Annotated in this window: 18 protein-coding genes; 12 read left to right on the top strand and 6 right to left on the bottom strand. The window is 61.1% G+C overall.

What is annotated here, in order from left to right; translation table 11 throughout:
• Positions 1 to 2 precede the first annotated feature (2 nt).
• Both D0Y96_RS11450 and D0Y96_RS11445 read right to left on the bottom strand, forming a co-directional pair.
• Entirely contained in the window at positions 3 to 1,673 is a 1,671-nt protein-coding gene (locus D0Y96_RS11450) for a metallopeptidase TldD-related protein (protein ID WP_117299991.1), read from the bottom strand.
• Positions 1,673 to 3,424: a metallopeptidase TldD-related protein gene (locus D0Y96_RS11445; RefSeq protein ID WP_117299989.1), complete on the bottom strand. Its 1,752-nt coding sequence runs from the start codon at positions 3,422 to 3,424 to the stop codon at positions 1,673 to 1,675. The genes D0Y96_RS11450 and D0Y96_RS11445 overlap by 1 nt, the downstream gene beginning before the upstream one ends.
• A 63-nt stretch (positions 3,425 to 3,487) precedes the next feature.
• Here D0Y96_RS11445 and D0Y96_RS11440 point away from each other — a divergent pair, with 63 nt between their 5' ends.
• Both D0Y96_RS11440 and D0Y96_RS11435 read left to right on the top strand, forming a co-directional pair.
• Entirely contained in the window at positions 3,488 to 4,831 is a 1,344-nt protein-coding gene (locus D0Y96_RS11440) for a M48 family metallopeptidase (protein WP_158562359.1), read from the top strand.
• Between the two features lie 89 nt (positions 4,832 to 4,920).
• Positions 4,921 to 5,259 (top strand): histidine triad nucleotide-binding protein, encoded by a 339-nt coding sequence (locus D0Y96_RS11435; protein ID WP_117300961.1) that lies wholly within the window; start codon positions 4,921 to 4,923, stop codon positions 5,257 to 5,259.
• Between the two features lie 121 nt (positions 5,260 to 5,380).
• Here D0Y96_RS11435 and D0Y96_RS11430 read toward each other — a convergent pair whose 3' ends face one another.
• Both D0Y96_RS11430 and D0Y96_RS11425 read right to left on the bottom strand, forming a co-directional pair.
• Positions 5,381 to 6,277, bottom strand: a complete 897-nt coding sequence (locus tag D0Y96_RS11430) for a response regulator (RefSeq protein ID WP_199480257.1) — start codon at positions 6,275 to 6,277, stop codon at positions 5,381 to 5,383.
• 887 nt (positions 6,278 to 7,164) lie between these two features.
• Entirely contained in the window at positions 7,165 to 8,004 is an 840-nt protein-coding gene (locus D0Y96_RS11425; RefSeq protein WP_117299985.1) for a DNA-formamidopyrimidine glycosylase, read from the bottom strand.
• Between the two features lie 94 nt (positions 8,005 to 8,098).
• On the opposite strand from D0Y96_RS11425, the gene D0Y96_RS11420 reads away from it, so the two are divergent.
• From D0Y96_RS11420 to D0Y96_RS11385, 8 genes are all read left to right on the top strand, one after another.
• Positions 8,099 to 8,251, top strand: coding sequence for a hypothetical protein (locus D0Y96_RS11420; protein WP_199480255.1), 153 nt, complete (start codon positions 8,099 to 8,101; stop codon positions 8,249 to 8,251).
• A gap of 72 nt (positions 8,252 to 8,323) precedes the next feature.
• The gene (locus tag D0Y96_RS11415) at positions 8,324 to 9,160 is read left to right on the top strand and encodes an isocitrate lyase/PEP mutase family protein (RefSeq protein WP_199480254.1); all 837 of its coding nucleotides are present in this window, start codon (positions 8,324 to 8,326) and stop codon (positions 9,158 to 9,160) included.
• 227 nt (positions 9,161 to 9,387) lie between these two features.
• The gene (locus tag D0Y96_RS11410; protein ID WP_117299983.1) at positions 9,388 to 10,725 is read left to right on the top strand and encodes an adenylosuccinate synthase; all 1,338 of its coding nucleotides are present in this window, start codon (positions 9,388 to 9,390) and stop codon (positions 10,723 to 10,725) included.
• A 54-nt stretch (positions 10,726 to 10,779) separates the two neighbouring features.
• A complete protein-coding gene (locus D0Y96_RS11405) occupies positions 10,780 to 11,067 on the top strand; it encodes a putative quinol monooxygenase (protein WP_117299981.1) in 288 nt (95 codons plus the stop codon).
• A gap of 297 nt (positions 11,068 to 11,364) precedes the next feature.
• Positions 11,365 to 11,808 carry a nuclear transport factor 2 family protein gene (locus D0Y96_RS11400; RefSeq protein ID WP_158562358.1) on the top strand — a complete coding sequence of 148 codons (444 nt, stop codon included), beginning with the start codon at positions 11,365 to 11,367 and terminating at the stop codon, positions 11,806 to 11,808.
• Between the two features lie 271 nt (positions 11,809 to 12,079).
• Positions 12,080 to 12,277 (top strand): 30S ribosomal protein S21, encoded by a 198-nt coding sequence (gene rpsU, locus D0Y96_RS11395; RefSeq protein WP_117299977.1) that lies wholly within the window; start codon positions 12,080 to 12,082, stop codon positions 12,275 to 12,277.
• A gap of 82 nt (positions 12,278 to 12,359) precedes the next feature.
• Positions 12,360 to 12,731 (top strand): hypothetical protein, encoded by a 372-nt coding sequence (locus tag D0Y96_RS11390; RefSeq protein WP_147325032.1) that lies wholly within the window; start codon positions 12,360 to 12,362, stop codon positions 12,729 to 12,731.
• 201 nt (positions 12,732 to 12,932) lie between these two features.
• Complete coding sequence (locus D0Y96_RS11385) at positions 12,933 to 13,244, top strand: zinc-ribbon domain containing protein (protein WP_117299973.1); 312 nt, start codon at positions 12,933 to 12,935, stop codon at positions 13,242 to 13,244.
• Between the two features lie 55 nt (positions 13,245 to 13,299).
• Here the strand turns inward: D0Y96_RS11385 and D0Y96_RS11380 are convergent, their stop codons facing one another.
• Positions 13,300 to 14,286 carry a GGDEF domain-containing protein gene (locus tag D0Y96_RS11380; RefSeq protein WP_158562357.1) on the bottom strand — a complete coding sequence of 329 codons (987 nt, stop codon included), beginning with the start codon at positions 14,284 to 14,286 and terminating at the stop codon, positions 13,300 to 13,302.
• Between the two features lie 99 nt (positions 14,287 to 14,385).
• Here D0Y96_RS11380 and D0Y96_RS11375 point away from each other — a divergent pair, with 99 nt between their 5' ends.
• Positions 14,386 to 14,613 carry a hypothetical protein gene (locus tag D0Y96_RS11375; RefSeq protein ID WP_147325031.1) on the top strand — a complete coding sequence of 76 codons (228 nt, stop codon included), beginning with the start codon at positions 14,386 to 14,388 and terminating at the stop codon, positions 14,611 to 14,613.
• An 81-nt stretch (positions 14,614 to 14,694) separates the two neighbouring features.
• Here D0Y96_RS11375 and D0Y96_RS11370 read toward each other — a convergent pair whose 3' ends face one another.
• Complete coding sequence (locus tag D0Y96_RS11370; RefSeq protein ID WP_117299969.1) at positions 14,695 to 15,162, bottom strand: response regulator; 468 nt, start codon at positions 15,160 to 15,162, stop codon at positions 14,695 to 14,697.
• A gap of 125 nt (positions 15,163 to 15,287) precedes the next feature.
• Between D0Y96_RS11370 and D0Y96_RS11365 the strand changes: the two genes are divergently transcribed.
• Complete coding sequence (locus tag D0Y96_RS11365; protein WP_199480252.1) at positions 15,288 to 16,655, top strand: MiaB/RimO family radical SAM methylthiotransferase; 1,368 nt, start codon at positions 15,288 to 15,290, stop codon at positions 16,653 to 16,655.
• The last annotated feature ends 35 nt before the right edge of the window (positions 16,656 to 16,690 follow it).

The raw sequence follows: 16,690 nt of genomic DNA, 5'->3' as shown, positions 1-16,690 counted from the left end.
GTTTATTTGTCCGCGGGCGGCGAATAGTAGGGCAGCTTGTCGTTGCGGTCATCGGCGCGTTTTACGGTGACATCCTCAATCAGAATGGACGGCGCGAGCACGGTCTGCGGCACGTCGCCAAAGATGTTGTCGACCCAGGTATCACTGCCGGCGGCGCGAATGTCAGCGCGGAGGGTGCGCTGATCGAGATCGTCGAGCGCTGCTCCGCGCACCAGCTCCTTCTTCCCGTCGGCAACCTGAATGCGCCAGAGCAGGCGTGGCGTGAGCTGGGGACCGAAGGTCTCCACCCTATAGACATACTGTAGGCCATCGTCTTTGCCGAGCGCGAGGAGCTTTTTCATCAGCTCGTCGGAGGTCGCTGGCGAGGCGGTTTCGACATGCAGGACGCCGGTTATGGGACGGGCTGGCTGTGCGATGCCGGCGCGGGCGTGTCCGTTGGAGGCGGGGAAGTCTTTCACCGGCTCGCGTCCGATGAGGTAGTTTGTGAGCCGGCCGCTTTCGACGAGCGTGACGGGCTGCGCGGCCACGCCTTCGTCATCGACCTGATAGGCGCCGAGCAGCGGCTTATTGTCGAAGCTGGTGAGACCGGGGTTGTCGGTGACCTTGAGGAAGTCCGGCAGCACGCGCGCCTGGAAGCTTGAAGCATAGGGTCCGCGGGTGCGCTGCGTGGTGCCCATCTCAGGGCGCTGTGCGGCGACGGCCGGCGCGAAGAGCTCGGCGAAGATGTCGGATGAGGCGTCGGCGGAGAAGAGGACCGGCCCGTGGTATTCGTCGGAGATGACGGGAGCGTTTTTGAGATCGTGCAGCGAAAGGAGTACCTTCACCACACCGTCGTGAAACTTCTGCGCGGAGTCGAGTCCGTCAGCCGCAGCGCTGGTGGTGCCGTAGGAGCGATCGATGCGCATACCGTCGGAGGCTTGTGTTCCCAGGGAGACGGTGGCGAGATATTCAGAGGAGCCCTGGCGAACAATGGTGCCTTCGGTGTTGACGAGATAGCGATTCAGCGCACGCGCGCGTACGGAGCCGCTGGAGTACTGCGTGTCGTCTGAGAAGGCCTTTGCCTGCGGATCGGTGCGGTAGAGCGCGGAGGCATCGACGATGCGCTGCTTCCAGGCTTCGCGGTCGAGTACGAGCTTTGCTTCGGGATCGATGGAGATGACGGGCTTTTCAGAGGAGAAGTCGTCGGCCTGGGGCGGCGTCTGTACGGTCTTCAGCTCGGCCTGCTTCTGGGTGTATTCGCGCAGCGCGTTTTTGTAGGCCAGATCGGTGGCGCTCCAGAGCGCGTAGCGGAGGGCGATGGGATCGTCTTCGATGGCGGCGAACTGCAGCGAGCCATCTCCGCGCTCGGTGGAGCTGTCGGTTTTGTAGTCGCCGACGCGCACGGTGACACGAACGACACGGCGATGGCTTTCCTGCTCTCCGGTGAGCGAGCCGTAGTTGGCGGTGGCGGTGTAATCGACGACATCGTCGAGCCGGTACTGAATGAAGAACGGCTTCTGGAAGCCGGGCAGCTGGAGATGATCGCGGCTGCGGCCGAGCTCCTGCAGCATGGCGCTCAGCACCGGATCTTTTTCCGCATCGGCGCGTGTGGTCTGCGCGGAGCAGGGCAGAGACGCGGGCAGGAACAGCATGAGCGCAGAGGCGGCGGCGAGAAAAAGTGCTCTTGTCTTCATCAGTTGGCCTCCACCTTCGTGTTCGCGGCTGGTTTTGCGATGGCATTTATGCCGGGTGGAGGCAGGATGGGTGGACGCGCGGTGCCCTGGGGCTGACGCTGCGTTTCGATCTCGCTGACGAGCATGGCGGGAGCGATGGCCGAGACGGGAATACTGCCGGATTCCGCACCGCACTCGCCGTTGAAGACCTCTTGTTTATCTCCGGTGGCGAGGATGCGCTTCAGTGCGGCCTGCGGCGTGCCGACGATGCTGACACCGCGCACGAGCTCGTCGGGGCGGCCATCGGCATAGACGCGATAGACAATCAGCGGCAGGACCTGAAAGGCCTGGGGCGAAGTGCGCGTGGTGACGGCGAAGCCTGAGGAGATGTCTTCGAAGTAGAGGCCGTAGGGCTTGTTCTGCTTCTTTACTTCGTCGATCAGCATTTTGCGCAATTCGCTCTCCGGCACCTTGTGCGTAGAGGTGACGATGAGATTGCCCTGACGGCCGGTCGGCATGCGTCCCAGCTGCGAGCGGCCGTGACCGTTCGAAGTGGAGAAGCTGGCGATGGGCAGACGCGACATCAGGAAGGTCTGCAGCACGCCGTTTTTAATGAGCTGTACGCGCTCGGCCCGCTGCCCTTCATCGTCATAGGTGTAATAGCCGCTCAGATATGTTCCGTCGAAGGTGGCCTGGGTGGGATCGTCGGCGACGGAGAGAAAATCGGGCAGGATCGGCTTGCCGAGATCTCTGGTGAAGGTTTGTCCTTCTTCATTGCCGCGCTGGCGCTGGCCTTCGAGGCGATGTCCGAGGACCTCATGAAAGAAGACGGCGGCAGCGCGTCCGGAGAGGATGGCGGGGCCATCGAAGGGCTGGGTGACGGGCGCGTTGCGAAGCTGCTCGAGGCTGTCGGCGAGCTGCTTTATGGCGGTGACGAGCTCGGCCTGAGCAGGCAGGCCGGCGGGGGTGCGAGCCTCGAAGGTCTGCGCACGGAAGAGGTCCATGCCGTCGTCGGCGCGGGTGGTGGCGAAGACCACGATGCGCGCAAGCTGATGCGGGTCGGTGACATGCGTGTCTTCAGACGAGACGAAGTAATTTGTATCGTCGGTATTGGTCAGCAGCACGAAGCTGGCATAGACATGCGGGTAATCGTGGAAGACCCCGGACAGCGCACGGATGCGATCGTTCCACTGGCCGCGATCGATCTTTGCCGGAACGGCAGGCTTTTCCTGGGCGCTGACGGCGGGCTCGACGGAGAAATCGGGCGAGGTGTCTTCTTCTTTCGCGCGCACCTGAGTCTCGGTCTTTACCTGCAGCCAGGTCTGGAGCGCATTGCCGTAGCCGCGATTGGTGGCCCACCAGAGGCTGCGGGCAACGGCGCCGGCATCGTCAGAGAGCGGCAGGGGCACGGTGTTGATGGCCGAGGAGCGGTGCGTGCCGTGTGTGTTGTCGAGCTTTGGGTCGCCGACGCGCACGACGACATCGGCGGCGCGGTCATGCGAGCTGTCGGAAGAGACGATGGCGCCCTGCTCGGCCATGATGTTCAGCGAATACTGATCGTGTGCGGAGTAACTGATGTAGTAGGGAGGGGGCTGCCCATCCTTTTGCTTCGCGAGACCGGTCATGGCGCGATGCAGTTCGCCGGTCATGGCGTTCATAAGAGCACCGGAAGACTGTGCAGATGCCGGTGGATTCGAGAAGGCGATGGTGAGCAGCAGCACCAGGAGAACAGCAGAGACACGGAGAGCAGCAGAAAGAGGGCGGCGATTCATTAAAATGGCTCGAGTATGGCCGCAAGTCTAAAAGAAAATCCCGCGGAGCGAAACAGGAATCGCATGACGCTGAAGATACAGCCACGCATGGTATTGCGGCGCGGCCGGATTGGCGGGGCAGCGGCGATGATGCTGGCGCTGCAGACGGCGAGCGGGTTTGCCGAGACGACGCAGCAGGCCGGATCGGCTGGAAAGGCCGTTTATACGCTGCCTCCGGCGAAGCTGGCGAAGGCGATTGCGCTGAGCCATGCGCGCACGGCGCTCCATTTTGGAGGCACGCTGTGGATTGTGCTGGCGCTGGGTCTGCTGGTGTATCTTCGCGCCGGAGACGGGATTCGCGCGTGGGCGGCGGGCGTGACGCATCGCAGGTGGCTGCAGGGACTGCTGGTGTGTCCGGTATGGCTGCTGGCGCTTTCACTGATTGGCCTGCCGCTCGATCTTCTCGACCAGCAGGTGGACCGGCACTTTGGCCTTTCGATCCAGGGATGGCCGGGGTGGTTCGGCGACTGGGGCAAGTCGCTGCTGCTGACGCTTGTTTTCGGCACGCTGGCGCTGAGTGCGGTGTACGCGCTGATGCGGCATTCGCAACGCCGGTGGTGGTTGTGGTTCTGGGTGATCAGTCTTCCGGTCGAGGTGCTGCTGGTGTTTCTTGTGCCGGTAGTGATCGATCCGCTGTTTAATCATTTTTCGCCGCTTGCCGCGTCCGATCCGGCTTTGGTCATACAGCTGGAACGCGTGGCCGCGCGCGGTCATCTGTATATTCCGCCGGAGCGCATGTTTGTGATGGATGCAAGCCGCAAGGTAACTGGTCTGAACGCCTACGTGACGGGTTTTGGCGCAACCAAACGCATTGTGGTGTGGGATAACACGATCCATGAAGCGCCGGCCGATGAGATTCTGTTCATCTACGGGCACGAGCAGGGGCACTATGTGCTGCGCCATATCGCGAAGGGGCTGGTCTTCTATGGCGCGCTGCTGCTGCTTTTTTACTGGGCGGCCTTCCGGCTGATGCGCGGGCTGATTCGCAGGCATGGAGTGCGGTGGCGCATTGCGTTTGTCGACGACTGGGCCTCGGTGGGACTGCTTCTGCTGCTGATCACGGTGCTGGGCTTTCTGGCGGAGCCGGCGGGCAATGCCTTCAGCCGGTGGGAGGAGCATCAGGCCGATGTGTACGGGCAGGAGGTCATTCACGGCCTGGTGGCCGATCCGCAGCGGACGGCGGTGAGCTCGTTTGTGCGCCTCGGCGAGATCTGGCTCGACAACCCGTCGCCCAGCCCGTTTGTGGAGTTCTGGAGCTACAGCCATCCTTCGACCAGCGAACGGGCTGCGTTTGCGGCGCAGTATGATCCGTGGCAACCGGGCAGGCACCCGAAGTATTTCGAAAAAGAGGTTCGTCGGAATCCGTAAGCGGTCAACATATTTATTCGGCCCAGGCGATGGGGAGAGCAGAGGCTTCCTTCCGGTGCTCTGGTTAAATGGTTCTGGAGAATCTGTGCATGGACTGCATCTTCTGCAAAATTGTTGCGGGCGCGATTCCGTCAAAGAAGGTTTTTGAGGACGAGCGTCTTTACGCCTTTTCGGATATCGATCCGAAGGCTCCCGTCCATATTCTGGTGATTCCGAAGCAGCATATCGCGGCGCTGGCGCATGCTACCGCCGGCGACCGCGAGATGCTGGGCCATCTGCTGGGCACGGCGGCCGATATCGCCGCGACCGAGGGATTAAACAAGGGATACCGCGTGGTGATCAACAATGGTCCGGACGGAGGGCAGACGGTCGATCATCTGCACCTGCATCTGCTGGGCGGACGGGCGATGCACTGGCCTCCCGGTTAACCTGCCGTCCGGGGTACACGCGCCTTCAGCGCAAAAGCAGGGGCCGCTCGATGGCGGCCCCTTATCTCTGCTGCAGGTTTGTCAGCAGCACAGTGACAGAACAGATGGTCTGCTCGCTGTTTTATGCTTCAAGCGCTTCGGTCTGATCTTCGTCGGAGCCGTGGCGGCGGAGCAGGTTGGGCAGGTTCTGCGAAAACGCGGAGCGCGGCATCACCATGTCGCATCCGGCTTCGATGGCCTTCACCTTCAGGTCGCCCTGCAGGTGAGAGAGAAAGCCGATGATCGATGTGCCCTTCTTGAGTTTGGCGCGAATCTTCGGGATCAGCGTCATGGGCTTCGCGTTGGCGTTGTTCAGATCGAAGACGATCAGAGAAGGACGCTCTTCCTCGCTGCCGCCGGTGAGCGTAGCGAGCACTTCCTTGTCATTCTTGACGAAGGCGACCTTGATGCCGAGCTTGCGCGCCGTCTCATTGATCTTGGCGAGGAAGAAGAGATCCTCAATGAAGCAGTAGATACGGGTGGGCGCGTCCTCACGCACCGGAGGCGGAGGCGGCTCCCAGGCCACCGGGGCATCGCCATAGTAGGCATTGCCATTGCCGTTTCCGTTGGCGCCGGAGTGACGCAGCTCGATGGTGGAGGGCGGAGCGTCGGCAATATTGCCGTTCGCGGCGCGGTAGCTGTGATCCATCGGGCCGACGAAGACCTGCTGACGGCGTGGCTTGTTACGGCGGCGTCCGCCGCCTCCGCCATTTCCGTTGCCGTTCCCCGCACCATTTCCAGGATTTTTCTGGAAGTAGCGGTTCTGGCTCGATTTTTTCTGTTTGGGGCTCGCCTGGGGCTGAGAGGGCTGCTGGGCGTTCTGTCCGCCGGCCTGGGCTGCTGCAGCGGGCTTGTTGCCTTTTCTTCTTCTGCGTCGGCGGCGATGGCCGCCCTGACCCTGTCCCTGCGATTGTGCCTGGGACCCGGAAACCGGAGCTGGCGCCGATGCGGGCTCGGGCTGGTTCTGTTCTATTGTCATGCCTGCACTTCCTGGTGCGTTAACTGTGGTTTGCAGCGAAATCCGGCTACATTGCTGCGAATTCTGCATTGGGGGGACGCCGGAAATCGTTCTCCTGATTCGCGCGATTCGTCACCGGCTGCATCTGCCGCTTACACGGCAGTCTGGTTTACTCCATAAGTTACGGCTTCCCTCAGCCGCATGAGCCTCGCTTCGCATCGCGAGCCTCACCCGTGTCCTATTTCCGTCTGCGGTTGGATGCACTCGCTGCAGGGAACCAGGCCGGAAGCCATACATATCAGCGGAACGTGATGGAGTGAAATACTCTTTCAACTCAGTCCAAAACAGCCGCTTTCACCTATACATTCCAGGACGGATATTGCACCGTCAGAGGAGCCGCACGATGATTGCCGGTATCGTAAATTCGTAACTCTCGTGAGTAGCGGCGAGCCTCCCGGACCTGAAACCGGGCATCAGCCGCTCGATAGGTAAAGCTAATACTACTCTCCGTGAGATGACCTGACAAGTAGTTTGACGCAGGATTGGGCCTTCGGGTCTCTTAAAAATAAGAGAGCCACCGCACGGGGTGGCTCTTCTTATTCTAATGGCCAATCACTGGCCTCCCTGAAATGCCCTGACTCTTTCGAGGCTGGGACTTATTGTTCCGGCCCGGGCAATGCCTCCTGGGCGTTCGCTCTCGCTGACCGGAACCGATTCGCATGGCTTCTCTCCCGTAGGCGGAAGCCTGTGCGTCGCTGGCTGCCTTCACTAAGAGCAATTGCAGTGCCGTTTCCGGATTTGTTTAGAATCTTTGACTTACGTTGGTTACGCCGAGCTGTTAATTCAGAATCCCGTAGGCCGAACGCTCTGGAAATTCATAAAATCATAAGCACTTCAACTTCTCAGGCTCATTTCTGACAGGTGGGGCAGTAGTGGGTGCCGCGGCCGGCGAGGATGATTCGCCGGATGGGAGTGCCGCAGGCGAGGCAGGGTTCTCCGCCGCGCATATAGACCTTGTGCTCAAGCTGGAAGAAGCCGCGGACGCCGTCGGCATCCACATAATCGGATACGGAGGAGCCTCCCAGGCGGATGGCGTGTCTGAGGACGGTCTGCAGAGCTTTGTGCAGGCGGAAGAGGCGCTCCCGTGGGAGGCGCCCTGCGATGCGGGTGGGACGGATGCCGGCGTGAAAGAGGCTTTCGTCGGCATAGATATTGCCGACGCCATGAAGGAGGGTCTGATTGAGCAGAGCGGCCTTGATCGAAAGCTTCCGTCCGCGGAAGAGATCAGCGAATTCCTCCGGAGAGATGGTCAGCGGCTCGTGGCCCGGGCCTGAGAAGGTGGTTTTCTCCGGACCGGGATGGTGCAGGCCCATGCGGCCGAAGCGACGCGGATCGACAAAGCGCAGCTCGCGGCCGGAGTGAAGGCGCAGGATGCCGTGAGTATGAGGTGGAACAGGGACTTCGGCGGCGGAGACGAGCAGGCGGCCGGTCATGCCGAGGTGGACGATCCACTGGAGGACGATTTCGGGCGCGGCAGATCGGGAGGGCAGGGCAAGGTCGAAGACGATGTGCTTGCCGACGCGGTGAACGCGCTCGATGCGCTTGCCGGTGAGCTCCTGGGCCATTTCGTCGGGGTTGGAGCGGAAGGGCTCCTTATAGAGGCTGAACCAGACGGAGTGGATGCTCTCACCGCGAATGCGCTCGTGGACGCCGCTGGCGACGGTTTCGACCTCGGGAAGCTCAGGCATGAGATAGAAGAACGATCCGTGAAAGAGATGACCTTAGGTAGTGTAACGATGCAGGGGCGCATCTCTTGTGCGGGCAGGGTTCATCTCAACGAATATGATCCGCAAACTTAAATCCGGGGAATATCGCCTGTACTCGCAGAAGAAGAATGAGTCGACGGGCAAGCGCCGCAACCTGGGCACGTTTTCATCGCTGGAAAAGGCGAAGCAGCATGAGAAGGACGTGCAGTATTTCAAGAGACACGGCTGATCGAAAGCGGGGTCGCAGAGCTGGATGATCTTTACCCTTTGCAGGGCTGCTGCGGGCTTGCGAGGGAGGGGTGTGCGCTGCGATTATGCCGTCATGACGCAGGAAGAAAAAACCGTACGATTTCGCGCACTGCATCGCGGGCCGGAGATTCTTGTGCTGCCGAATGCCTGGGATGTTGCGTCCGCCCGCGTATTTGAGGCGGCGGGCTTTCCGGCGATTGCCACGACGAGCGCCGGCATTGCCTTTTCGCGAGGGTATCCGGACGGGCAGGCGATCTCGCGCGATGAGATGCTGGATATGGTCGCCCGCATTGCGTCGGCGGTGAGCGTGCCGGTGACGGCCGATGTGGAGGCAGGCTACGGCGATCCGGTGGCGACGGCGAAGGCCGTGGTGGCCGTGGGCGCGGCAGGGATGAACCTCGAGGACACGGTGGCTGAATCAAGCGGAATGCTGGCCGATCAGGAGACCCAGGCGGCGGTGGTGCGGGAGATTCAGGCTCTGGGGCTGCCGCTGGTGCTGAACGCGCGCACGGATGTTCTGCTGGCAGGCGTCGGCGAGGCGTCTACGCGTGTTGCGCGGACGATCGAGCGGCTGAATGCGTATCTTGTGGCGGGCGCGGACTGCGTCTTCGCGCCGGGGACGGGCGACAGAGAGACGATCGCGACGCTGGTGGCGGAGATTTCCGGCCCGGTAAACGTGCTGGCGACGAAAGGTATGCCGATAGTCAGCGAACTGCAGAGCCTGGGAGTGGCGCGGGTCAGCGTCGGTTCCGGTCCGGCGAGAGCCGCTTTGGGACTCACGCGCCGTATTGCGCAGGAGCTGCGTGCATCGGGAACGTGGGAGACGCTGATGGATGGAGCGATTCCTTATGCGGAGCTGAATGCGCTGCTGCGAGGCGCGAGGCCGTAAACCCGACGGGGACGGCCGTGCCTGTCCCTGTTCCATCTTTTCTTCCGGCTTTCACCGGCAGCCGTCGCGATATATCATGAGATACCGGGCGGGGTGAAAACTCCCGCCGCTCGGCAATCGAGCCGGTCCATCTCCTGAGCAGTCGGACCGGAAGTCCTGCCCGGTATTTCCCTTTTCGCTCCTGCAAATCAGTTGTGCCAATGTCGGAGCAGACGTGTGTGAGGATCATGCGAGCGAAGTCGGCTGTAGTGGTAGGCGCCCAGTGGGGCGATGAGGGCAAGGGCAAGATCGTGGATGTGCTGTCGGAGCGGTTCTCCGTGGTGGCGCGGTATGCGGGCGGCCACAATGCGGGGCATACCGTGATCATCAGCGGCCAGAAGTTTATCCTGCAGCTCATTCCCTGTGGCGTTCTGCGCCCGGATTGCCGCGCGGTGATCGGCAACGGCGTCGTTCTCGATCCGATGGCCTTTCTGAAGGAGACGAACCGGCTGCGCGAGCTGGGCGTGGATGTGGACCGCCAGCTCTTTGTGTCGAACCGCGCACAGGTGATTCTGCCGTACCACCGGATGATCGAACTGGCGGCGGAGAGCGCTCCGGGACGGCGGAAGATCGGCACGACCAGCCGCGGAATCGGTCCGGCCTATGAAGACAAGATGGCGCGCAACGGTCTGCGGGTGGTGGACCTGCTGAACCGCGATCTGCTGAAGACGCACATTGAGAACGCGTGCGGCGAAAAGAATGCGATCGCGCACGCGCTGTTCGGAACCGAACCGCTCGATCCGGCGCAGATGTATGAGGAGTATGCGGCGGCGGCAGAGCTGATCCGGCCGTTTGTCGCGGATTCGTCGGCGCTGCTGAACAAGGCGCTGCACGACGGCGAGAGCGTGATGTTCGAGGGCGCGCAGGGCACGATGCTGGATATCGACCACGGGACCTATCCGTTTGTTACGTCGTCGTCGGCGACTGCGGGCGGGGCGGTGACCGGAACGGGTGTGGGGCCGACGGCGATCGGTACGGTGATCGGCGTGACCAAGGCCTATGTGACGCGCGTGGGCGAAGGTCCGTTCCCGACGGAGATTCACGATGCTTCGGGCGAGGCGCTGCGGGCGCGGGGCCAGGAGTATGGAGCAGTGACGGGACGTCCGCGGCGCTGCGGATGGCTCGACCTGCCGCTGCTGCGCTATTCCAACGAGATCAATGGAACGGAATGGCTGGTGGTGACGAAGCTGGACGTGCTGGACGAACTGGATGAGATTCCGATCTGCGTCGGATACAAAATCGATGGCGAGTCGGTCGAAACGATGCCGGCGGATGTGCGGGGCATTGAGTCCATCGAGCCGCAGTACACGAAGTTGCCGGGCTGGAAGCGCTCCACGGAGGGAATTCGCCGCTTTGAAGAGCTGCCGCTGGAGGCGCAGAAGTACCTCCGCTTCCTCGAGAGCGAATCCGGAGCGCGGATCGGCATGGTGTCGACGGGGCCGGATCGCGATCAGACGATGGAGCTGCCGGACTTCCGCGATGCGATGCGGGAGATCGGCACGGCCGGGCACAGCCGAAAGGCATAAGCACAAGGCGCCGGGGGCGTCAGCAGGTAGACCGGAAATGCAGGGAGCCCGAGAATGATCAGCTTCACGGTACGTATGCGGTTCAAAGGGGAAGAGCGGCAGCAGGTGGATGAAATGCTGCGCGAGCTTGCACTGGCATCCCGGAAGGAGCCGGGATGCGTGACCTATGTGCCGCACAGGGTCGACGGCGATCCTGACAGCGTGGTCATTTACGAGCAATATCACGACCAGGCGGCGCTCGACGCGCATCGCGCAACGGAGCATTTCCACAAATACGCGGTGGGCGGAATTTTCCAGATGATGCGCGACCGCCAGCTTGAAAATTTCATCACCCTTATCTGAATCACGGCGACGGGCTGTGACCTCCGCGCACCATGACGGTCTGAATATGGGATGACTGCGGAATGGGAGAAACGGAGTTGCGGGAGCGGAGGATTCTTCGCGCGGCGCAGCACCTGCATCTCATATCTGAGCGTCTCAGGACACGGAATGGGCCATTTGAAGCGGAATCAAGCTCTCCGGGGCTTTCTCTTTGACTCGCCGCTCGGATGCGATCTACCATCCGATACGCACATGCGCCGCCAACAACCTCGGGAAACGGCTCACCGTCTGAGTGGTTACACTCTTCTTGTCATTTTTATGCTCATCTTCGTGCATGCCGCCGGCGCGCTGCCCCGGCGGGAGAATCATGCCATCCACAAGGAGATCGAAGCGCTGGAGCAGGAGTGGCGGCAGGCGATTGTCGATAACAATGTCAAAGTGATGGACGGCCTGCTGGCCGATGACTATATCGGCATCACTTCGAACGGGACGATCGAGACCAAGGCTCAGGTGCTGGCACAGCGCCGGGCCGGCACGGTGCGGATTACGGCGCTGAACATCAATGATATGCACGTCCGCGTGTACAGCGACACGGCGGTGGTGACCTCGCGGGCGGACCTGACCGGCAGCAACGGCGCCAGCGACATCAGCGGAGAATACCGCTATACGCGGGTCTACAACCGGCGCTTCGGCAAGTGGAAGATCGTGAGCTTCGAGGCCAGCCGTATGCACGACGCGACGGGTAAGCCGGAGAAGCGGTGAAAAAACTAAAGGGCGGGTGGCTGGGACCGGATAGCTGATAAAGCGAGCAGCTGAAGTCCCGATAGCCTGGAACCCAATAACGGGCGAAAACGGCTGCCCGCTCCCTTCACCTGATCCACCAATCTGGTGTTGAGTCCCGGCGACATTGGACCCTGAAAACTCCGTTATCCGCTTTATCGGCTATCTGCCTCCTGGCTGCCCGGTTTCCAGCTACCCGCCTTTTAGCGATATACTGTTCAGGCCCCTTTAGGGCCGTCTGGAGGTGTTTGTTTTGGCAGAGGTTCGTGTACAGGAAGGCGAGCCGCTTGAAAATGCCCTGCGCCGTTTTAAGCGCAAAGTGCAGACCGAGGACATTATCAAGGAAGTCAAGCGTCACTCCTTCTACCTGAAGCCAGGCGAAAAGCGTCGCGTGAAGGAAGCGCTGGCGCGTAAGCGGAATCGTAAAAAGGCTCGCAAAGAGCAGGATTAAAATAACTTAAAGGCAGTCAGAAGATTGCTGATGGTGAAAAGCCGCCTCCCTGAGAGGCGGCTTTTCCTTTTGCAGCGATTGCATGCCGGCAATGCTTTCACCGGGTATTCTTTGGCTTCAATGCAAAAGTCGTGTGATGTCGTTGAAACTAATTTTTCAGCTGCTCCGTCCTCACATGCAAGTCGGCAGACCGGCCGATTCGGATTCCGCAATGGAGCGGTTTCGGCAATGCCTGGTTTCCCTGGACAGGCACTTCGGTAAAACCACCGAAGAGCAGCAAGAGAGCCGCATCGCAAACGGATGCGGCAGTGTGGTTTTTCACGGCAGGTATTCGTTTCAGTCGATCACAACGGCGGCGCGGGCTGATTTTCGCGAGAAGAATGAGCGCCGAAAGCCGAATGTAGCCGATGAGCAGGCCGCGAAAGCCGCAAGGGCCCTTTCGCAAATCGGGTAGCAAGCACGACTGGCAATGCCTGTCGCGCCTGTGCAACGTTCATCGGAATCGCCGCAGCAAAGCAGGCCGCCGTGTTGTCCCCTTACTCACCACCGACCGGCGCATTGAGAGCGGGATTTGCCGTGCCGTCGCAGGTGTGGGAGCGGTGCGGTCAGACGCCCGGGATGGGATTCTCATCCAGGGCAAAGGCCAGGGACACGGATGGAATTCGTCGACAAAGTTCTGAAGTGCGTTGACTGTGGGAATGATTTTGTTTTCACGGCCGGAGAACAGCTTTTCTTCCACGATAAACAGTTCCGGAACGATCCGAAACGCTGCAAGCAGTGCAAGGCAAAGCGCGCATCGGGCGGCAATGTGGTCCGCTCGGAGACGCGCACCGTCTGTTCACAGTGCGGGATGGAGACCACGGTTCCCTTCAAGCCTACGCAGGGGCGTCCCGTGCTTTGCCGACAATGTTTTCAGGAGAAGCGGACTCCGGTTGCGGCTGTTTCGCTGCAGGCACAGGCGAGCTGAAACGTCCTGCCACGCAGGATGTCATCGATACCAGTCAATTAAGGGTTGGCGCGGATTAATGAGCGCCGGCCCGGGTGTTGCCGTTTTTCTGAGGCAGGGCCCCCATCTCCGGCAAACGAACCGCATATTGATCAGAACCGCGTCTTTCCGCGGCTTCGAGCGCCTGTTCGGCGTATCCGAGTAAAAGCTCGGCAGTGGGAGGCGTGCCGGTAAGGAAGGCAGCCGCAGCACCACAACTGCAGGTCAGAGTAAAGGTGCCGGCCTCGGTGGCAATCGTGACATTGGAGATGCTGTTATGCAGTCCAGGCAGGCGGTCCTGGGCAGCACACGGGGTGAGACCGGGGAGGACGGCCAGAAACTCGCCATTGCCGCAGCGTCCCACCTGGTCATAGTCGCGTACGGCGTTACGCAGGATGGCGGCGAACTGAAAGAGCGCCGCATCACCGCTGATGTATCCATAGAGATCGTTAATCGCGCTGAAATTGTCGATGTCGATGAGGACGATGGTCAGCGCGTCACCATTGCGGGCGGCGCGGGCAATTTCGCGATCGAGAACCTTGAGAATACCGTTGCGGTTCAGAAGGCCGGTGAGGTCGTCGTGCAAATTACGGATGCGGAAGGCCTCGCGAGAGAGTTCAAGCTCACGAGTGCGGTCGCGGAGAACCTCCTCAAGCGTGTGCTGCCTGGTTTTGAACTGCAGAGAACGCCCGATATACAGAGCAATCACGCCGACGAGCGCCGCCAGGGCTGCGACCAGGACAGAGAGCAGAAGCGCCAGGTGCGGAGCCGCCGTCGCGGCATAAAACGCGGCGACCGGCGAGCCTGCTGCATGACGGCCAGGAACGGAGCGGGCCAGGAGGTCGTGCCAGAGGGCGGGCAGAATCATTTTGCCGGCCAGAAGCGCGGCGTGGCTTTGACTGCAGAGCTCCGCTACGGAGGGCACGCGCGATCCATGCAGGACCCCGGGCTTCGCATGGGCCTGTGGCAGACAGCAGAGGAGCGCCAGGACCGCGAATTTATAAAACCGCTGGAGAGATGCCATAGGAGCGGTGAAACTGCCCTGTAAACAGGAGCAGGGTTCGATTGCCGTGATGTCTCTGAGGCTGCCGATCGTGCTCTCTGCGGGAGAAGATGGCATGATGTGGAATCTCCTGTCGTGCTGACGGTGAGATTCCTGGCGACGGCCTGTGCTGCCTCCACTGTCGCATATTTGAGGAAAAACGCGACAGAGTTCAATCCAGAAAACATACCTGCTGCGTTTCGCAGCGAACCAGAAGAGCAAAGGGCAGACCCGAAAAGTTCTTTACCGAACTTTTCGGAAAAGAAGCAGAATGCGGCGCCTTTTTTATCGTTAGAAATTTACCGATAGAAACAGGGGACGATCCGATTATGTCCGGACGATTCCATTCGTCAGAGTGTTTCGCGGGATCGAATTTTGAGTCGGTTTTTCTCAGCCGTGGGCCTTGCGTGCTGCCGGCTTTCTGGGGGTGGCTTTTGCGGGAGCGGCGGCGACCAGCGTTTCCAGCTTTTTCTGCTGATCGAGCCGTTTTTTGTCTTCGTGCATGACGAGGAGCGCTTCGATCTGGCGAAGCAGATGCTCGGTGTTCATGGGCTTGACGAGCATTTCATCGGCGCCTTCGTCGCGCCACTCCGAGTCGCTGAGGGGGAAGGCGGTAAGCATGGCAACGGCAGGACGGTAGATGGCCTTCCGGGCGGCGCGGACGACTTCGAGGCCGGCGTTTTCGCTTTCCATCCTCATGTCGGTGATAACCATGTGGTAATTGCCGGATTTGATTTTGGACTTTGCCTCACGTGCCGATGCGGCGGTCTCCACCTCAAAGCCGCTGATTTCGAGGACCGCCTTGAGGGTCAGCAGGATTGCCAGTTCATCGTCCACTAAAAGAATTCGCCGTTCCATAGATGCAAAGCTCTCTTTCTTCCATCCTGATGCTGCGCCTCGCTGCCGATAAGCGAATCACTTCTGCAGGAGAATTACCTGACCCCGAACCGGTTTGCCCGGGGCCGGTTGCTAGACTGGATAACGTGGCAGAATATCACGTTGAAAACTTCGGCTGCCGGGCCAGCCGCTCCGATGGAGAGGCGATTGCTGCCACGCTGAGGCTTCGCGGTTTGGAGCCTGCAGCCAATATGGCGGGCGCCGATGTTTTTATCCTGAATACCTGCAGCGTGACAGAGGAGGCGGACCGTTCGGCCCGCGCATTTCTGCGCCGTATCCGGCGGGAAAATCCGGCTGCGCGCGTGGTGGTGACGGGCTGTTATGCACAGCGATCTGCTGCAGAGGTGGCGGCACTGGCAGGGGTGGATGCCGTTGTCGGGAACAGTCACAAGGCTTTTGTTGCTGAGACGGCGCTGGGGCTGCTCTCCAACGCTGATATGGCGGGGTTTGTGCCGCTGCAGCGCCTGACAGCGGCGATTCAGGTAGACGAATCGTTTGCGCATTCGGAGCTTGCGGCGCTGCCCTTTGCCGCCGATGCACGGCAGACGCGGCCGAATCTGAAGGCGCAGGACGGCTGCGATAACCGTTGCTCCTTCTGCATTATTCCGACGACGCGAGGGCCAGGCCGGTCGGTTGGTCTCGAGCAGTGTGTCGAAGACACGCGACGGTTTGTGAAGGCAGGCGGCAGGGAGCTGGTGCTCTCCGGAATCAACCTTGGGCGGTGGGGTCGCGATCTGCAGCCGCCGCACCGCTTTGAGGATCTGGTTGCCGCGCTTCTGGAGCAGTGCGGCCTGCCGCGTCTGCGGCTGAGCTCGGTCGAGCCGATGGACTGGACGGCCGGTCTGCTGGAGCTCTTTCGCGAGTACGCGGCAGGGGAGCATCCGCGCCTGGCGCGTCATGCGCACCTGCCGCTTCAGTCGGGCTCGGATGCAATTCTGCGGCGGATGCATCGGCGGTACCGGCCCTGGCATTACGCGGAGCGGCTGGCGCAGATTCGCGAGATCATGCCGCAGGCTGCGATCGGCGCCGATGTGATGGTGGGCTTTCCTGGAGAGACGGATGAGCTCTTTGCGGAGAGCTACCGTTTTATCGAGGCGCAGCCATTTACCTATCTGCACCTGTTTCCATTTTCAGCCCGGCCGGGTACGCTGGCGTGGGAGCTGCACCGGGAGAAACCGGTTCCGGCAATGGCGGTAAAAGAGCGCATGGCGGCACTGCGCGGCCTGATGGAAAGGAAGTCCCTGACCTTCCGGAAGGGCTTCGCCGGGCAGCGGCTGTCGGCTGTTACGCTGCAGCCGGATGAAGGGCGTGACGGCACCCCTGCGCTGACGGATAATTTTCTGAAGGTCATGCTCGATGACGAGATGGCAGCCAATGCGCTGATCCATGTGGAAGTTACGGCCGTAACCGAGGCCGGCCTGCGGGGTGTTGCGGAGGCTGTACCGGTGTCCTGACGCCCTGGAAAGGCCTCTTCATGGCCCTGCAACCA

Origin of the sequence: Paracidobacterium acidisoli, from assembly GCF_003428625.2 — a bacterium.
Taxonomy (GTDB): Bacteria; Acidobacteriota; Terriglobia; order Terriglobales; family Acidobacteriaceae; genus Paracidobacterium; species Paracidobacterium acidisoli.
This window is presented reverse-complemented; position numbering and strand designations above follow the sequence as displayed.